Source organism: Rhizobium sp. S163 (genome assembly GCF_030380805.1).
GTDB lineage: Bacteria > Pseudomonadota > Alphaproteobacteria > Rhizobiales > Rhizobiaceae > Rhizobium.
Window position 1 is genome coordinate 351960 of record NZ_JAUDSA010000038.1, and the last position, 14055, is coordinate 366014.

Sequence of the window (14055 nt, forward strand, 5' to 3'; positions counted from 1 at the left end):
CCCAACACTTCGAGATATCTGCAGAGATATAACGGAAACTTGGCTATTGACCAGCGCTATATTCACTTGAACGCAACGCGTGGAATAGGTCCGCAGCCGAGCTGATCGCACTGGCGTGGGTCATGGGCGGTAGACTGCCGCAAGGCAGCAATGCGCGCGGCCAGGAGGTAGCCATTTGCTAGTATCCATCTGACAAAAGGCCCTCAAACTTGATAAACCTCCAGTGTAGTGCGCAGATATTGAGCATTTGGATGGGTGCGACACTTAAACACATGCCAGAAATGCATTGCTGCGATGCACCAATTCCGCTTTCCTTTCTGTGATACTCATCATACAAGTCTCTCACCGGACAGCGATCTCCTCCTCCCAAGCTGTTCGGTAACGGATCGGCAACACTCCTCCTCCCAGTTGCCGGTCAAGTTTTAAGCCCGACGGATCCTCCCCCGTCGGGCTTTTCATTTTCCAGCGTATTATTGAGAGAAATGAGCTAAGCGCCGTTCCGCGCGCGGATCGCTGTCGAGCTCAGTCGCGATCTCGGACCGTGGATGAATGTCCAGGCCGGCGCCGGCTTCTTCCAGAGCGCTCTCGAATCATCCTCGTCGATCCGAGCGAAGTCGAAGGTCTTGGCCATCTTCGACGACAGGAACGACAGCGTCGCACCCGGCCGGTCGATGACCGCGATCGGAAACATGCGGGCGATATCCTGCCACCGCTGCCATCGATGAAAAGTCTTCAGGCTGTCGGCGCCCATGATCCAGATGAAATGCACATGCGGGTTGCTGATCTTGATCCGCGCCAGCGTTTCCGCGGTGAAGGTCGTGCCGAATTTCTTTTCGAAAGCCGTAACCTTGATCGCTGGATGTTTGGCGAGCTTTTCACTGAGCCGCACCCGCTCCGCCAGAGGCAAGAGCTGGCTCGGATCCTTTAAGGGGTTGCCGGGAGTGACCATCCACCAAAGCTGATCGAGACCGAGCCGCTTGATGGCGATCTCCGCCACAAGGGCGTGGCCCTGGTGCGGAGGATTGAAGGAACCGCCGAACAGACCGACCACCATGCCCCGCTCGGCATGCGGCACGCGAAGATAGCGTCGGTCCAATTCGTCGTTGATCACATCAGGTCCGGACTTGGCCGGTGCCATGCACGCGGTATTTGAACGAGGTCAGCTGCTCGACGCCGACAGGGCCTCGCGCATGCATCTTGCCGGTGGCGATGCCGATCTCCGCACCCATGCCGAATTCACCGCCATCGGCAAACTGCGTCGATGCATTGTGGAGCAGGATGGCGGAATCAACCTCGGTGAAGAAGCGCTCCACGACAGCTGGGTCTTCGGCGATGACGGCTTCGGTATGGTTCGACGAATAGGTCTGGATATGCTTGATCGCACCATCGATGCCATCGACGACAGCGACCGAAACGATCGCGTCGAGATATTCCGTGGACCAATCTTCCTCGGTGGCAGCCTTCGTTCCCGGCGCCGCTTCCACGACACTTGAAGAACCGCGAACTTCGCAGCCGGCATCCGAGAGAACCTCAAGCAGCGGCACGAGGTGCGTGTCGCTGACAGCGCTGTCGACCAGAATGGTCTCGACCGCACCGCAAATCCCCGGCCGCCGCATCTTGGCGTTGACAACGATCTCCTTGGCCATGTCGAGATCGGCCGATGCATCGACATAGATATGGCAGAGCCCTTCCAGATGCGCGAAGACGGGCACCCGGGCTTCGTTCTGCACGCGCGCGACAAGGCTTTTGCCGCCGCGCGGAATGATCACGTCGATCGCGCCATCCAATCCGCGCAACATGGCGCCGACGGCCGCGCGATCGGTGGTCGGAACGAGCTGGATAGCATACTCTGGGAGACCCGCCGCCTTCAGGCCGCGCACCATGCATTCATAGATAGCCTGCGATGAACGACGGGAATCCGATCCGCAGCGCAGAATGACGGCATTGCCCGCCTTGACGCAGAGCGCACCGGCGTCCGCCGTAACATTCGGGCGGCTTTCGAAGATGACGCCGATCACGCCAAGCGGCGTGCGCACGCGCTCGATCTGCAAGCCGTTCGGCCGATCCCAAGCGCTGACCACTTCGCCGACGGGGTCCTTCAGCGCGGCAATCGCGCGAATGCCATCGGCCATCTCCGCGACGCGCTTGTCGGTGAGTGTCAGCCGGTCGATGAAGGAGGGCAACATGTCCGAGCCCGCCGCATCCTGGAGATCCCGCGCGTTCTCAGCGAGGATATGGTCCTTGTCCGCTAGGATCGCATCAGCCATGGCATTCAGGGCAGCGTTCTTGGCGTCGGTCGAGGCGAAGGCCAACGGTCGCGCAGCAGCCTTGGCCTTGCGGCCGATGTCATTCATCAGCGCGTCAATGTCAGGGCGTTGCACGACTGTATCAAGCATGGGCGGCGTCCTTCTTCTGCCTTTCCGATTTCGAATTGATTTGCGAGGTCATGACCATGTCGTCACGATGGATCATCGCCGCGCGCCCGGCATAGCCGAGAATGGCCTCGATCTCGCTGGACTTGCGGCCGGTTATCTGCCGCGCTTCCTCGGCATCATAGCCGGCCAACCCGCGCGCGATTTCCCGCCCATTCGGGCCGATGATCGCCACCGTATCACCACGGCTGAACACGCCGACAACCTTGCGCACACCGGCGGGCAACAGGCTCTTCCCACCGCCCAGCGCCGTTACCGCGCCGTCATCGACATGAAGCTCACCGGCTGGCTGCAGCTGACCGGCAATCCAGGTCTTGCGCGCAGTCACGGGCGTACCCGACGGCGCGAACCATGACGACCGCGCGCCGCTTTCGATCGCAGACAGCGGACTGTCGGTCTTGCCTGAAGCGATGATCATCGCGCAGCCTGAGGTCGTCGCGATCTTGCCGGCATCGATCTTGGTACGCATGCCGCCTCGCGACAGCTCGGACGCGGCGCCGCCAGCCATCGCCTCGATTTCAGGCGTGATCTCGGCGATCGTCTCCAGGAACTGTGCATCCGGATCGAGATGCGGCGGAGCGGTATAGAGGCCGTCGATATCGGAGAGCAGGATCAAAAGATCCGCACCCGCCATCGTCGCGACACGCGCCGCCAGACGGTCATTGTCGCCATAACGGATTTCGCTGGTGGCAACCGTGTCGTTCTCGTTGATGATGGGAACGGCGCCGATCTTCAGGAGCTGGTTGATCGTCGCGCGCGCATTGAGGTAGCGACGGCGTTCTTCCGTATCGCCAAGCGTCAGCAGAACCTGGCCGGCGACGATGCTGTCGCGCGACAGGCTCTCGGACCAATCGCGCGCAAGCGCGATCTGGCCGACCGCAGCTGCCGCCTGGCTTTCCTCAAGCTTCAACGCGCCCGATGGCAGATCGAGAACCGAGCGTCCAAGCGCGATGGCGCCAGAGGACACCACCAGCACATCGACACCCTTGGCCTTCAATTTCGCGATATCGGCGCACATCGCGTCCAGCCAGCTCTTCTTCAGGCCGGTCTTGCGGTCGACGAGCAGCGCGGAGCCGATCTTGATAACGATACGCCGGTAGCTACCCAGCGCCTTCTGCCTAGTCATTGGCCTCGTCCTCGTCGGCGATCACATCGCGATGACGCACCTTCAAAGCTTTGGCCGGTTTCTCGGCAATGTTGGCCTCTGCATTGGCCTCGACGATGATATCGCGCAGCGCACGCAACACCTCGGTCATGCCCATGCCCGTTGCCGCCGAGATCTGGTAGGGCGTGCTGCCGCAAGCCTTGGCCAGTTCCTTGGTCTTCTTCGTCAGCGTCGCCTTGTCGAGAACGTCGATCTGCGACAGCGCCACGATCTCCGGCTTGTCACCGATCTCGTCGCTATAGGCCCTGAGCTCGTGCTTGACCGTCTTGTAGGCCTTGCCGACATTCTCTTCCTGCGCGGAAACGAGATGCAGCAGAACGCGCGTGCGCTCGACATGGCCGAGGAACCGGTCTCCGATGCCGACGCCTTCATGCGCACCTTCGATCAAACCGGGAATGTCCGCCAGAATAAATTCGCGCTCATCGATCGTCGCAACACCGAGATTGGGGTGCAGCGTCGTGAAAGGATAATTGGCGATCTTCGGGCGCGCGCGGGTAACCGCCGCGAGGAACGTCGACTTGCCGGCATTCGGCAGACCGACAAGGCCGGCATCGGCGATCAGCTTCAGACGCAGCCAGATCGTCTTTTCCTCGCCCTCGAGGCCAGGATTGGCCCAATCCGGCGCCTGGTTGACCGAGGTCTTGAAGTGCGCATTGCCGAAACCGCCATTGCCACCGCGGGCGAGGCAGTAGCGCTGCCCCTCTTCCGTCAGGTCGCAGATCAGCGTTTCCTGGTCTTCCTCGAAGATCTGTGTGCCAACAGGCACCTTCAGCGTCACATGCTCGCCATTGGCGCCGGTGCGGTTGCGGCCCATGCCGTGCGTGCCGATCGTCGCCTTGAAGTGCTGCTGGAAGCGGAAATCGATCAGCGTGTTGAGACCGTTCACGGTTTCCACCCACACGTCACCACCGCGTCCGCCGTCACCGCCGTCAGGCCCGCCGAACTCGATGAACTTCTCGCGCCGGAACGACACGGCACCCGCGCCGCCGCTGCCGGATTTGATATAGACCTTTGCTTCGTCGAGAAATTTCATTTTACTTCCATCATTCGGTGTCATTGGACGCCCGTCTTGGCCTGATCGATATAGGCCGTTCAGCCGGAGGTCAAAGATTATCGTTAGGTTTGCGAGCTATAACATACAGTACGGCTTCGGTCTCGACGGCACGTACGATCTGAAACGAATCGCCGACAGTCTTGCCGGCGCCGACATCATCGCGCTCCAGGAAGTCACCCGCGGCTTCGCGCGAAACCGATATGCCGACATGGTGGCCGACCTCGGCGCCCTCTTCCCCGACCATTTCTGGGTCTACGGACCGGGCTGCGACCTGCATGTGTCGGAGATTGACGGCAGTCCCGCGCCGCGCAGCATGCGCATGCAGTTCGGCAACATGGTTCTGTCGCGCTGGCCGATCCTGTCGACCCGCACGCTGCTTCTGCCGCGCAGCCGGACGCTCGCCAAGCTCAACCTGCAACGCAGCGCCACAGAGGCCGTCATCGACCTTCCCGGCGATGCCGTGCGCGTCTACTCGGTCCATCTCGATCATGTCTCCAGCGACGAGCGCATCCGCCAACTCGCTCACCTCAATGAGCGCATCAACGCCTTCACCCATGAAGGCGGATCGCTGACCGGCGCCCGCGAATTCGAGATCGAGGAGCTTCCGCTGCCCGAAGACTATCTCGTCATGGGCGACTTCAACATGCTGCCGGAATCGCCCGAATACTGCGCTTTCGCGGGCCGAAAGGACGGATATTACGGGCGCACGGCGCGCATCGGCACGCCTGTTGACGCCTTCGAAGCGCTCCGCGCCTATCAGCCCGACAGCTACAGCTGGATGGATCCCGCAAATCATGGCAAGCGCATGCATCTCGATTACGTCTTCGTCAGTTCTGGCCTCGAAAGCCGGCTAAGGTCCGCGCGGATCGACACCTCGGCCATGGGGTCCGATCACTTCCCCGTCTGGGTCGAGATCGACAATTGAAGAAGGCGCCCCGATGCGTGTGGGGCGCCTCCAATTTTCATCAGGCGCTCTTGCTCTGCTGCAACGCACCGGGCTTCAGCATGGTCTCGACATGCGTGACCATCGTGTTGCGGGCGAAGCTGAAGACCTCGCTGCAACCGGTCATGCGAAAGCCGAGCTTTTCCTGCAGCCTCAGCGACGCCGGATTGTCGGCGAATACACCGGAATGCACGACAGTCTCGGGCATGCGCCGCGAGAAGCGCTCGAGCGTGGCAGAAACCGCCTCGCTCATATAGCCGCGCCGCCAGTAGTAGCGGTTCAGCCAGTAGCCGAGATGCCAGCGGCCGTGCCGGAGCTCGATCGACACCACGCCGATATGCGCGTCGTCGCCATTGGTGATCGCCATCTGCCAGTCCGGCAACCGGCCGGCCGTGACCGGCACCAGCCAGTCGAGCGCATCCTGCCGGTCATAGGGTGCGGGCACCCGCGCCAGCATCCGCGTCACCGCGAAATCGGACAGCGATTCTGCGATCGCATCGGCATCGCTTAGCCGGTGCGCCCGCAGCAAAAGCCGCTCGGTCTTGATGTCGGGCTGCGAGCCGGCGGTGGCGACCTGGGGTCTTGGCCTTTCGAGGCTGAGCGCGCTCATAATACGCTCCCCCAGCTTCTCAGCGACATCCAGGTCTTGCGGTCGAGCCTGTACCATTCGACCGGCACGTTGCTGCCAAGCGCCAGCGACGCGGCAAGCCCCGATCCCTGGAACTGAAAACCGCACTTTTGGATGACGCGGCGCGAGGCGATGTTCATCACCCGGCAACGGGCGTCGATCTGGTCGACATCCTCACGGGTGCGGAACACCATATCGACGAGCGCATGGCAGGCCTCGGTCATGAAGCCCTGGTTCCAGTAAGGCTCGCCCAGCCAGTAGCCGATCTCGACGGTGCGACCATCAAGATGCGGCTCGACCCCGCAGCAACCGATAAAGGCGCCGTTTTCGGCTTTAGTGATCGCATAGACGCACTTGCCAATCTCGCCATTTTTCGTGCGTCGCACGAAGTCGGCGGCATCATTGGCCGTATACGGGTGCGGCATGCGCGACACCATTGTGGCGACTTTGGCGTTGTTGGCGAGATGGGCAAGGGCGTCGATGTCTTCTTCGTGGGGCGCGCGCATGACGAGCCGTTCCGACAGTAAGACAGGGCAATCGGTCCTTAACCGCTCAGGCCGCAGCCTTTCTTCGGGAGACCTTTGGTCTCTCCGTAACAATTCGCCTTGCATGGTTCAGTCCTCCTTGAGGGTAAAGAAAAAGGGGAGATGGGTGGTGCCCCATCTCCCCTTTTGTCTTGACTGAACCTGATACGCTCAGCCGGGTCGATGAGACACCGGCTGCTATAAAGCGCTACCGGCTTATTCCGCTGCTTCCGCTTTCGGCATCACGGATACGTATACGCGGCCGTTGGCCTTCGTACGGTAGTTCACATTGCCGGCGGTGAGAGCAAAGATCGTGTGATCCTTGCCGAGGCCGACGTTGGAACCCGGGTGCCACTGCGTACCGCGCTGACGCACGATAATGTTGCCTGCGATGACGGCTTCGCCGCCGAACTTCTTCACGCCAAGGCGCTTGGATTCAGAATCGCGACCGTTGCGCGACGAACCGCCAGCTTTTTTGTGTGCCATTGGAGTTCTCCTTTAAACCTTAAGTCCCGTGATCTTACTTAGCAGCCACGATGTCCGTGATACGGACAACGGTGTGGTGCTGGCGATGGCCGCGCGAGCGCTTCGAGTTCTGACGACGGCGCTTCTTGAAGGCGATGACCTTCTTGCCGCGGTTGTGCTCGACGACTTCGGCCTTGACGGACGCGCCCTTGACGAAGGGAGCACCGATCGCGGCATCGGCGCCTTCGCCGATTACGAGGACTTCGGTGAATTCGATCGATTCGCCAGCGGTGACTTCAAGCTTCTCGATGGTCAGCACGTCGTTTGCTGCCACACGGTACTGCTTACCGCCGGTCTTGATGACTGCGAACATTTTTTATCCTTTCATGTTCGTTCCGGCTCGACCCGCATCAAACAGGTGGCCGTCTTTTTATCAGTCGATGTTAAGCAGGGATTTCAGGGCTTTTGCCCAGGAACTCTGGCTGCCGGTGATGCCCCACGCGAGCGCGGGACGGACAAGGCGCGGACTTATCCACACCTATTGGGTTGCGCAGATACGCGAGCCTAAAAAAACTGTCAAGGTAAAAGGATGACAAAAGGATGAAATGGCTTGAGATTACGACTTGCCAGCCCGCCAAACTCTCGCTATGAGACAGCCCGCGCCGAACAAGCGCCGACCAACGAAGCGGAGAGGTGGCTGAGTGGTCGAAAGCACCGCACTCGAAATGCGGCATACGGGCAACCGTATCGTGGGTTCGAATCCCACCCTCTCCGCCATATTTCCTTGTCCGATCCGGACACATGGGTAACAATCCGCACCTCAGACATAGATGACAAGCTCGTGCCGAACGGGTTGTCGATTGTTCGAGATGTCCTTTGTTCGCGGTCGATATTCTCGAGATCAGATCACAGTACGCTGGCGCGCCAAAGGCGACGTCATCGACCCCACGTGCTTCATCAGCTCGTCATCAAACTCGCAGCTTAGCCTGTGCGGCGTTTGTCAGCGAGCAACAAGCTGAATGCCCAATGGCGCAGCGCCGCCGATGATATCAAGCAAGCGGTCGATATTGGGATGGGCGCCGGGGCGGGTTTTGGCATCGGCGGTGTGCTCGGCGAAAAGGTCGAGGGCGTAGGTTGCGGCCTTTTTATCGAGGATGCCGAAACATTGCTGCAGATATTGATAGACCGCGAGCGATCCCTGTTTGCCCGGCTGGTTTTCGATCGTTGCGACAAGGACGCCGGCCGGGTCGGTCAGGTCTATGCGAGCAAGGCCTTCGACTGACGGCAGCAGCTGCAGATTGTCCTTGAACGAAGCCGTGGGCTGGATCATCGCGTATTCCTTTTCGCGTGGCGGGTTGGCCTTGCGTCTAGCAGCTTCGGCTCTATGTCGCCATGCCGTGAGAGAGGCCTATGCCTCGCCCGCTTACCGCTTCAGTGCGCGCCCGCTGCGGCTTTGCGAAATCGCCCGCGACTGCGAGCGCTGTACGAGGGCCTGCTGTACCTCGGTCTGGAAAACCATGACTTGATGACGAACTTCCGCCTCCGGCAGGCCGAGCGATTCGAGTTCGCTCGCCAGACGCCGGCATTCGGTCTTCCAGTATTGAACGGCATCGGCACCATGCAGGCGCTCAAGCTCGGCGGCGCTGCGATCGATGTCGCCGGCGCGCGAGGCCACAGGGAAAAGGACGATTTCACTTGTGGTCATGGCCTTCAAACTCTTGCTTGTGTTTACCGACATCGATTCGTTCCGTTGTGTTCGACACCATTCCTACCGAAGCATGGTTAACGCTTTCCTCCACCATTCGACGCGTTGTGCCGTGATGACCGCGACCAGCCGACGGTTGCGCGAAGTCGGGGGCTTTTGATCCGCCTTAAACACGGCTACACATCTTATATGTGTCAGGTGGATGGGGGATCGATTTGGTACGGAAGATGATCGCGGGGCCGGTGGCGACGGCCATCGTTCTGTTTGCGCGCGCCATAACGGCCGTGCGCGCCATTTGGACAAGCGACGGCCCGACAACGGACACGTGCATCTATTTCGCCAATCATTCGAGCCATGGCGACTTCATTCTGGTCTGGGCTGTTCTGCCGCCCCGTTTGCGCCGATCCACGCGTCCGGTGGCTGGCGCCGAATACTGGCTGAAATCCGCGATTACGCGCTTCATCGGCAGCGATGTGTTCGACGCCGTGCTGATCGAGCGCGAGCGCGAGAAGCGGACCAGCGATCCGATCGAGGTTATGGCCAATGCGCTGGATGCCGGCTCGTCGCTTATTCTCTTTCCCGAGGGAACCCGCAATCTGACGGAGGCCTCGCTGCTGCCGTTCAAGAGCGGGCTTTTCCATCTCGCGTCAGCGCGTCCGGATATTCGCCTCGTCCCGGTCTGGATCAACAATCTCAACCGCGTCATGCCGAAGGGCGAGATCGTCCCGATCCCGCTGATCTGCACCGTCACCTTCGGAGAGCCGATGCTCATGCATCCCGGCGAAGACAAGCAGGCCTTTCTCGACCGGGCGCGGGCGGCCCTTCTCGATCTTTCTCCAAAACAGCCAGGCGGTAGCGAATGAACACGGCCAATTCCGACCTCCTCACGCTCGTCCTCGGCATTCTCGCGGTGCTCGTCATCGCATCCGCTGTCGGCTATGTCCTACAGCGCCGTCTCTCGCCCGATGGCGCCAACGCCTCGATCGAGAACCTCAACGCGCGCATCAAGGCGTGGTGGGTGATGGCGATCCTGATCGGCATCGCCTTCATGATCGGCCGGGTCGGCATCCTTATCCTCTTCGGCTTCTGCTCGTTCGCGGCGCTGCGCGAATTCATCACGCTGACGCACACGAAGCGCGCCGATCACTGGGCACTGGCGACCGCCTTCTTCGTCGTGCTGCCGCTGCAGTATTTTCTGCTCTGGACCAAGCAATACGGCATCTTCGCGATCTTCATTCCCGTTTATGCCTTCCTGCTGATGCCGATCATCTCGGTGCTGCGCGGCGATACCGAGCGCTTTCTCGATCGGATCGCGGAGGTACAATGGGCGCTGATGATCTGCGTCTTCTGCGCCTCCCACGTGCCGGCGCTGCTGACGCTCGATATTCCGGGCTATGAGGGCCGCAATGTGTTGCTCATCGCTTTTCTGGTCATCATCGTGCAGCTGAGCGATGTGCTCCAATATGTTTGGGGCAAGCTTTTCGGCCGCACCAAGATCGCGCCAAAGCTGTCGCCCTCCAAGACCGTCGAGGGCTTTGTTGGCGGCGTTGCCAGCGCCACGCTGATCGGCGCCGGTCTCTGGTGGATCACGCCGTTCACGCCCTTCCAGGCCGGGCTGCTGGCTTTCGTTATCACCATGATGGGCTTCTTCGGCGGATTGGTGATGTCGGCGATCAAGCGCGACCGCGGCGTCAAGGACTGGGGCAACCTGATCGAGGGCCATGGCGGCCTGATCGACCGGCTCGATTCCGTCGTCTTTTCCGCACCGATCTTCTTCCATCTTGTCCGCTACTGGTGGTCGGCCACATGACGACCCGGCTGCGGCGCATCGCCGGCAACAGCATCACCCATGTCGCATTCGCCTTCTGCGCCATGGGCGGCTGGGCGATGTTTGCAAACCGGGATTACCCGCCCGGCCGCTTTCTGCTTGCCGGCCTCGTCCAGGGCGCATTGTCCGCCTGCCTGACGCTGTTTCTCAAGACCGCAGTCGAGCAACTGTCACGCCGGATGAATGGAACGCAGGCCCTCTGGGCGCCGCCGCTGATCGCCTGCCTGGCTTCCAGCGCCATTCTCGCAACAATCCACGCGTTGAGCGGCACGCCTGAAATCCTGAAAACGATCGCGCTGCCGCTGGCGGTCTCGACCAGCTATGCGGCGATCTACAATTATTCACTGTACCGGAAGGGGAGCGGGCATGACCGAAACAGGTGACCGCAGGCCGCTGGCGAGCCGCGACACGCACTGGGCGCGTTCGATTGCGCAATGGCTGGCGTCGAAATCAATCACGCCCAACCAGATCTCGCAGGCAAGCATGATCGCGGCAGCACTCGCCGGCGGCGCGTTCTTTCTGTCGGGATATCGGGCCGGCTGGGCGCAGGCGCCCTTCTTCGTCGCGGCCGCGCTCTTTTGCCAGCTGCGGCTGCTCTGCAATCTTTTCGACGGCATGGTCGCGGTCGAGGGCGGGAAGGGGGCGGCCGATGGGCCATTCTGGAATGAATTCCCGGACCGGGTTGCCGATATCCTGATCCTCGTCGGGGCAGGGGCGGGCATCGGGGCGCCGGGGCTCGGCTGGGCGGCGGCGGCCTTTGCTGTGCTCACCGCCTATGTCCGCGAGCTCGGCCGCGCCACCGGCCAGCCGAGCGATTTCTCCGGCCCCATGGCCAAGCAGCACCGCATGGCAACGATAACGGGCGCCGCTATTCTATCGGTGTTTCAGCCACTCTGGGGTGGCACCAATGAAATCTTGCTTGCCGCGCTATGGCTGATCGCGGTCGGCGCCGCATTCACAGCCCTGCGTCGCGGACGCCGGCTTGTTGCGGGCTTGAAGAGCGGTAGCAACCGCTCCTGACACTCCCCCGGCGACCATTTTGCCGGGCGTACCAAAATTCGCGAAACTGCGCTTGCGGAAAGTTAGCGCAGCAATAAAACAGCCGCGTCGCTTCTGTTTTCCCCGAAGCGACCTTGGACTAGCCTCGCTTCGGCGAGGCATTTTTCTTTCTATCGCCCGCTCACAGCAAAGCCGGCTATCGATAGGCTCGCTCCGAAAACACGCTCATGCCGCTGCGCACCAGAAGCTGGTGCACGAGCCGTCGGCGCATCGGATTTTCAAGCCGCGCCGCCTTGGAGCCGAGAAACTCGGTTTCGACATGTTCAAAAGCGGCAAGATCGGGAGAGACGGCGATCGCCCTGGAATATTCGGCGTGAAATGCCCGGCGGCAGACATAGGTCTTGTATTTGGTGATGCAGAAGACCGCGAACTCGCCCTGCTGCTCGCGCAGGAAGTCGGCAACGCCAACCGTCACCTCCGGCCAAGTCGGGTTGAACGTATCGTCGAAGGCGATGATGCCATGATCGGTCAGCGTGTCCGCCGCCAGATGCGTGTCGGACATCACGTGATGCAGCATGTGCCCGCCATCGATGCTGAAAAAGCGGACCGGCCCCACCTTCGCAAAAATATCGGCGGGCTTCAGAAGCGTGCTGTCGCCCTTGATCACCAAGTCTTCCAGCACAGGAAGGCCAAGCCGGCGGCCGTTTTCGACAAACTGCAGATATTGCGCGCTGCCTTTCGGCGCACTGTCGAGATCGAAAAGATCGATGGCGACGATTCGCTCCTCGTCACCGCAGATGCGCCGAAAGAGGAAATAGGATCGTCCGTAATAGACGCCGATCTCGGCGATCGCCCCTTCAAAACCGGCCAGAGCCTGATGCTGGAGGATCGCCAGGAACACCAGCGCATCCGGGGGATCGATGTAACCCTCGATCGTTTGAAGGTCATGAAAGATAAACTTGCGAATAGCTGCATCCATGCGCGATGTTTTTCCAGATATCTTTGAAGTCTAGTGAAACAGACATAACAAGACACAAAGCATAGACCATGCATGAAAGCTAAAATAAGGCAGTATCATAGGTAGCAAGATTTTCTGTCACTACCGATAATTCCAGTGATATTGTCGGCTAGGCATGTGCTGATCATGCATCGCAGGCGAACAATCCTCATTCGACCGGCCTTGGATCTCGGCTAACGAAATTCGCTAATGGCGTTGGCCATAAGATGCGGCGAAAGCGGCGTACAACCCACTTCGTTCTTTTTATCGCCATGTCGTTGGCCTAACTCTGGTGCTGTCCGATTCCAAATCACAGAAGGTGGTGCATGGCAGGTGAAACAGTTCTGGTCGTTGGTGGTGCAGGCTATATCGGCTCCCACACATGTCTCGATCTCGCCAACAAGGGCTTCAAGCCCGTCGTTTACGACAACTTCTCGAACGGACACCGCGAGTTCGTCAAATGGGGTCCGGCCGAAGAAGGCGATATCAGGGATCGCGCGCGCCTCGACGAGGTTCTGGCCAAGCACAAGCCCGCAGCCATCCTGCACTTCGCGGCCCTGATCGAGGTCGGTGAATCCGTCAAGGACCCGGTCGCCTTCTACGAAAACAATGTTATCGGCACGCTCACCTTGTTGGCAGCGGCCCAGGCCGCCGGCATCAAGGCTTTCGTTTTCTCCTCCACCTGCGCGACCTATGGTCTGCCGCAGAGTGTGCCGCTGGATGAAACCCACCGCCAGGTGCCGATCAACCCCTATGGCCAGACGAAATACATCGTCGAGCAGGCGCTTGCCGACTACGACAAGTACACCGGCTTCCGCTCGGTCGTGCTGCGCTATTTCAACGCCGCCGGCGCCGATTTCGAAGGCCGGATCGGCGAGTGGCATCAGCCGGAAACCCACGCCATCCCGCTCGCGATCGACGCAGCACTCGGACGGCGCGACGGCTTCAAGGTATTCGGCAGCGACTACGAGACCCGTGACGGAACCTGCGTACGTGACTATATCCACGTGCTCGATCTTGCCGATGCGCATGTCCGCGCCGTCGAGCATTTGCTGCGCGGCGGTGAATCGGTTGCGCTCAATCTCGGCACCGGCACCGGCACGACGGTCAAGGAATTGCTCGGCGCGATCGAAGACGTCTCCGCCAAGCCATTCCCCGTCGAATATGTCGACCGCCGCGAAGGCGATTCGCATACGCTGGTCGCCAACAACGACAAGGCGCGCGAAGTGCTCGGCTGGGTGCCGCAGCATGATCTGTCCCAGATCATCCGCTCGGCCTGGAACTGGCATTCGAAATCCAACCATCACTGATTGGC

Annotated in this window: 17 protein-coding genes and 1 tRNA gene; 7 read left to right on the plus strand and 11 right to left on the minus strand. The window is 60.6% G+C overall.

Annotated features, from left to right (window positions below; genetic code table 11):
- Positions 1-487 precede the first annotated feature (487 nt).
- The 4 genes from QTL96_RS30665 to obgE are packed head-to-tail and all read right to left on the minus strand — an operon-like array spanning position 488 to position 4630.
- Positions 488-1138, minus strand: coding sequence for a nicotinate-nucleotide adenylyltransferase (locus QTL96_RS30665; protein WP_289730374.1), 651 nt, complete (start codon positions 1136-1138; stop codon positions 488-490).
- On the minus strand, positions 1113-2396 hold the full coding sequence (locus QTL96_RS30670; RefSeq protein ID WP_289730375.1) for a glutamate-5-semialdehyde dehydrogenase: 1284 nt from the start codon (positions 2394-2396) through the stop codon (positions 1113-1115). The genes QTL96_RS30665 and QTL96_RS30670 overlap by 26 nt, the downstream gene beginning before the upstream one ends.
- Positions 2389-3558: a glutamate 5-kinase gene (gene proB / locus QTL96_RS30675; protein ID WP_289730376.1), complete on the minus strand. Its 1170-nt coding sequence runs from the start codon at positions 3556-3558 to the stop codon at positions 2389-2391. The genes QTL96_RS30670 and proB overlap by 8 nt, the downstream gene beginning before the upstream one ends.
- The gene (obgE, locus tag QTL96_RS30680) at positions 3551-4630 is read right to left on the minus strand and encodes a GTPase ObgE (RefSeq protein WP_018901066.1); all 1080 of its coding nucleotides are present in this window, start codon (positions 4628-4630) and stop codon (positions 3551-3553) included. Before obgE ends, proB begins: the two co-directional genes overlap by 8 nt.
- A 79-nt stretch (positions 4631-4709) precedes the next feature.
- Between obgE and QTL96_RS30685 the strand changes: the two genes are divergently transcribed.
- Complete coding sequence (locus tag QTL96_RS30685) at positions 4710-5576, plus strand: endonuclease/exonuclease/phosphatase family protein (protein ID WP_289730456.1); 867 nt, start codon at positions 4710-4712, stop codon at positions 5574-5576.
- Between the two features lie 40 nt (positions 5577-5616).
- Here the strand turns inward: QTL96_RS30685 and QTL96_RS30690 are convergent, their stop codons facing one another.
- The 4 genes from QTL96_RS30690 to rplU form a co-directional block, all read right to left on the minus strand.
- Entirely contained in the window at positions 5617-6204 is a 588-nt protein-coding gene (locus tag QTL96_RS30690) for a GNAT family N-acetyltransferase (RefSeq protein ID WP_289730377.1), read from the minus strand.
- The gene (locus QTL96_RS30695) at positions 6201-6833 is read right to left on the minus strand and encodes a GNAT family protein (protein WP_113009310.1); all 633 of its coding nucleotides are present in this window, start codon (positions 6831-6833) and stop codon (positions 6201-6203) included. Before QTL96_RS30695 ends, QTL96_RS30690 begins: the two co-directional genes overlap by 4 nt.
- A gap of 129 nt (positions 6834-6962) precedes the next feature.
- Entirely contained in the window at positions 6963-7232 is a 270-nt protein-coding gene (gene rpmA / locus QTL96_RS30700; RefSeq protein ID WP_004127267.1) for a 50S ribosomal protein L27, read from the minus strand.
- A gap of 34 nt (positions 7233-7266) precedes the next feature.
- A complete protein-coding gene (gene rplU / locus QTL96_RS30705; RefSeq protein ID WP_018901071.1) occupies positions 7267-7584 on the minus strand; it encodes a 50S ribosomal protein L21 in 318 nt (105 codons plus the stop codon).
- Between the two features lie 314 nt (positions 7585-7898).
- On the opposite strand from rplU, the gene QTL96_RS30710 reads away from it, so the two are divergent.
- Positions 7899-7988: transfer RNA gene (locus tag QTL96_RS30710), tRNA-Ser, on the plus strand.
- A gap of 223 nt (positions 7989-8211) precedes the next feature.
- Here the strand turns inward: QTL96_RS30710 and QTL96_RS30715 are convergent.
- Both QTL96_RS30715 and QTL96_RS30720 read right to left on the minus strand, forming a co-directional pair.
- Positions 8212-8541 (minus strand): DUF2322 family protein, encoded by a 330-nt coding sequence (locus QTL96_RS30715; protein ID WP_289730378.1) that lies wholly within the window; start codon positions 8539-8541, stop codon positions 8212-8214.
- A gap of 93 nt (positions 8542-8634) precedes the next feature.
- Positions 8635-8949: a DUF6074 family protein gene (locus tag QTL96_RS30720; protein WP_111562701.1), complete on the minus strand. Its 315-nt coding sequence runs from the start codon at positions 8947-8949 to the stop codon at positions 8635-8637.
- Positions 8950-9143: 194 nt separating this feature from the next.
- Here QTL96_RS30720 and QTL96_RS30725 point away from each other — a divergent pair, with 194 nt between their 5' ends.
- From QTL96_RS30725 to QTL96_RS30740, 4 genes are read left to right on the plus strand one after another with little or no spacing between them, the layout of a single operon-like run.
- Positions 9144-9779, plus strand: a complete 636-nt coding sequence (locus tag QTL96_RS30725) for a lysophospholipid acyltransferase family protein (RefSeq protein ID WP_289730457.1) — start codon at positions 9144-9146, stop codon at positions 9777-9779.
- Positions 9776-10726 carry a phosphatidate cytidylyltransferase gene (locus tag QTL96_RS30730; RefSeq protein ID WP_289730379.1) on the plus strand — a complete coding sequence of 317 codons (951 nt, stop codon included), beginning with the start codon at positions 9776-9778 and terminating at the stop codon, positions 10724-10726. Before QTL96_RS30725 ends, QTL96_RS30730 begins: the two co-directional genes overlap by 4 nt.
- Positions 10723-11127, plus strand: a complete 405-nt coding sequence (locus QTL96_RS30735) for a hypothetical protein (protein ID WP_289730380.1) — start codon at positions 10723-10725, stop codon at positions 11125-11127. Before QTL96_RS30730 ends, QTL96_RS30735 begins: the two co-directional genes overlap by 4 nt.
- On the plus strand, positions 11111-11764 hold the full coding sequence (locus QTL96_RS30740) for a CDP-alcohol phosphatidyltransferase family protein (protein ID WP_289730381.1): 654 nt from the start codon (positions 11111-11113) through the stop codon (positions 11762-11764). Before QTL96_RS30735 ends, QTL96_RS30740 begins: the two co-directional genes overlap by 17 nt.
- Positions 11765-11939: 175 nt before the next feature.
- Here QTL96_RS30740 and QTL96_RS30745 read toward each other — a convergent pair whose 3' ends face one another.
- A complete protein-coding gene (locus tag QTL96_RS30745) occupies positions 11940-12722 on the minus strand; it encodes a class I SAM-dependent methyltransferase (RefSeq protein WP_289730382.1) in 783 nt (260 codons plus the stop codon).
- Positions 12723-13066: 344 nt separating this feature from the next.
- On the opposite strand from QTL96_RS30745, the gene galE reads away from it, so the two are divergent.
- On the plus strand, positions 13067-14050 hold the full coding sequence (gene galE / locus QTL96_RS30750) for a UDP-glucose 4-epimerase GalE (RefSeq protein WP_289730383.1): 984 nt from the start codon (positions 13067-13069) through the stop codon (positions 14048-14050).
- Positions 14051-14055 lie beyond the last annotated feature (5 nt).

What these genes read in the sequence shown, in the direction of transcription:
- QTL96_RS30665 (WP_289730374.1), bottom strand. Translation starts at nt 1,138, where the DNA reads ATGGCACCGGCCAAGTCCGGACCTGATGTGATCAACGACGAATTGGAC.
- QTL96_RS30670 (WP_289730375.1), bottom strand. Translation starts at nt 2,396, where the DNA reads ATGCTTGATACAGTCGTGCAACGCCCTGACATTGACGCGCTGATGAAT.
- proB (WP_289730376.1), bottom strand. Translation starts at nt 3,558, where the DNA reads ATGACTAGGCAGAAGGCGCTGGGTAGCTACCGGCGTATCGTTATCAAG.
- obgE (WP_018901066.1), bottom strand. Translation starts at nt 4,630, where the DNA reads ATGAAATTTCTCGACGAAGCAAAGGTCTATATCAAATCCGGCAGCGGC.
- QTL96_RS30690 (WP_289730377.1), bottom strand. Translation starts at nt 6,204, where the DNA reads ATGAGCGCGCTCAGCCTCGAAAGGCCAAGACCCCAGGTCGCCACCGCC.
- QTL96_RS30695 (WP_113009310.1), bottom strand. Translation starts at nt 6,833, where the DNA reads ATGCAAGGCGAATTGTTACGGAGAGACCAAAGGTCTCCCGAAGAAAGG.
- rpmA (WP_004127267.1), bottom strand. Translation starts at nt 7,232, where the DNA reads ATGGCACACAAAAAAGCTGGCGGTTCGTCGCGCAACGGTCGCGATTCT.
- rplU (WP_018901071.1), bottom strand. Translation starts at nt 7,584, where the DNA reads ATGTTCGCAGTCATCAAGACCGGCGGTAAGCAGTACCGTGTGGCAGCA.
- QTL96_RS30715 (WP_289730378.1), bottom strand. Translation starts at nt 8,541, where the DNA reads ATGATCCAGCCCACGGCTTCGTTCAAGGACAATCTGCAGCTGCTGCCG.
- QTL96_RS30720 (WP_111562701.1), bottom strand. Translation starts at nt 8,949, where the DNA reads ATGTCGGTAAACACAAGCAAGAGTTTGAAGGCCATGACCACAAGTGAA.
- QTL96_RS30725 (WP_289730457.1), top strand. Translation starts at nt 9,144, where the DNA reads ATGATCGCGGGGCCGGTGGCGACGGCCATCGTTCTGTTTGCGCGCGCC.
- QTL96_RS30730 (WP_289730379.1), top strand. Translation starts at nt 9,776, where the DNA reads ATGAACACGGCCAATTCCGACCTCCTCACGCTCGTCCTCGGCATTCTC.
- QTL96_RS30735 (WP_289730380.1), top strand. Translation starts at nt 10,723, where the DNA reads ATGACGACCCGGCTGCGGCGCATCGCCGGCAACAGCATCACCCATGTC.
- QTL96_RS30740 (WP_289730381.1), top strand. Translation starts at nt 11,111, where the DNA reads ATGACCGAAACAGGTGACCGCAGGCCGCTGGCGAGCCGCGACACGCAC.
- QTL96_RS30745 (WP_289730382.1), bottom strand. Translation starts at nt 12,722, where the DNA reads ATGGATGCAGCTATTCGCAAGTTTATCTTTCATGACCTTCAAACGATC.
- galE (WP_289730383.1), top strand. Translation starts at nt 13,067, where the DNA reads ATGGCAGGTGAAACAGTTCTGGTCGTTGGTGGTGCAGGCTATATCGGC.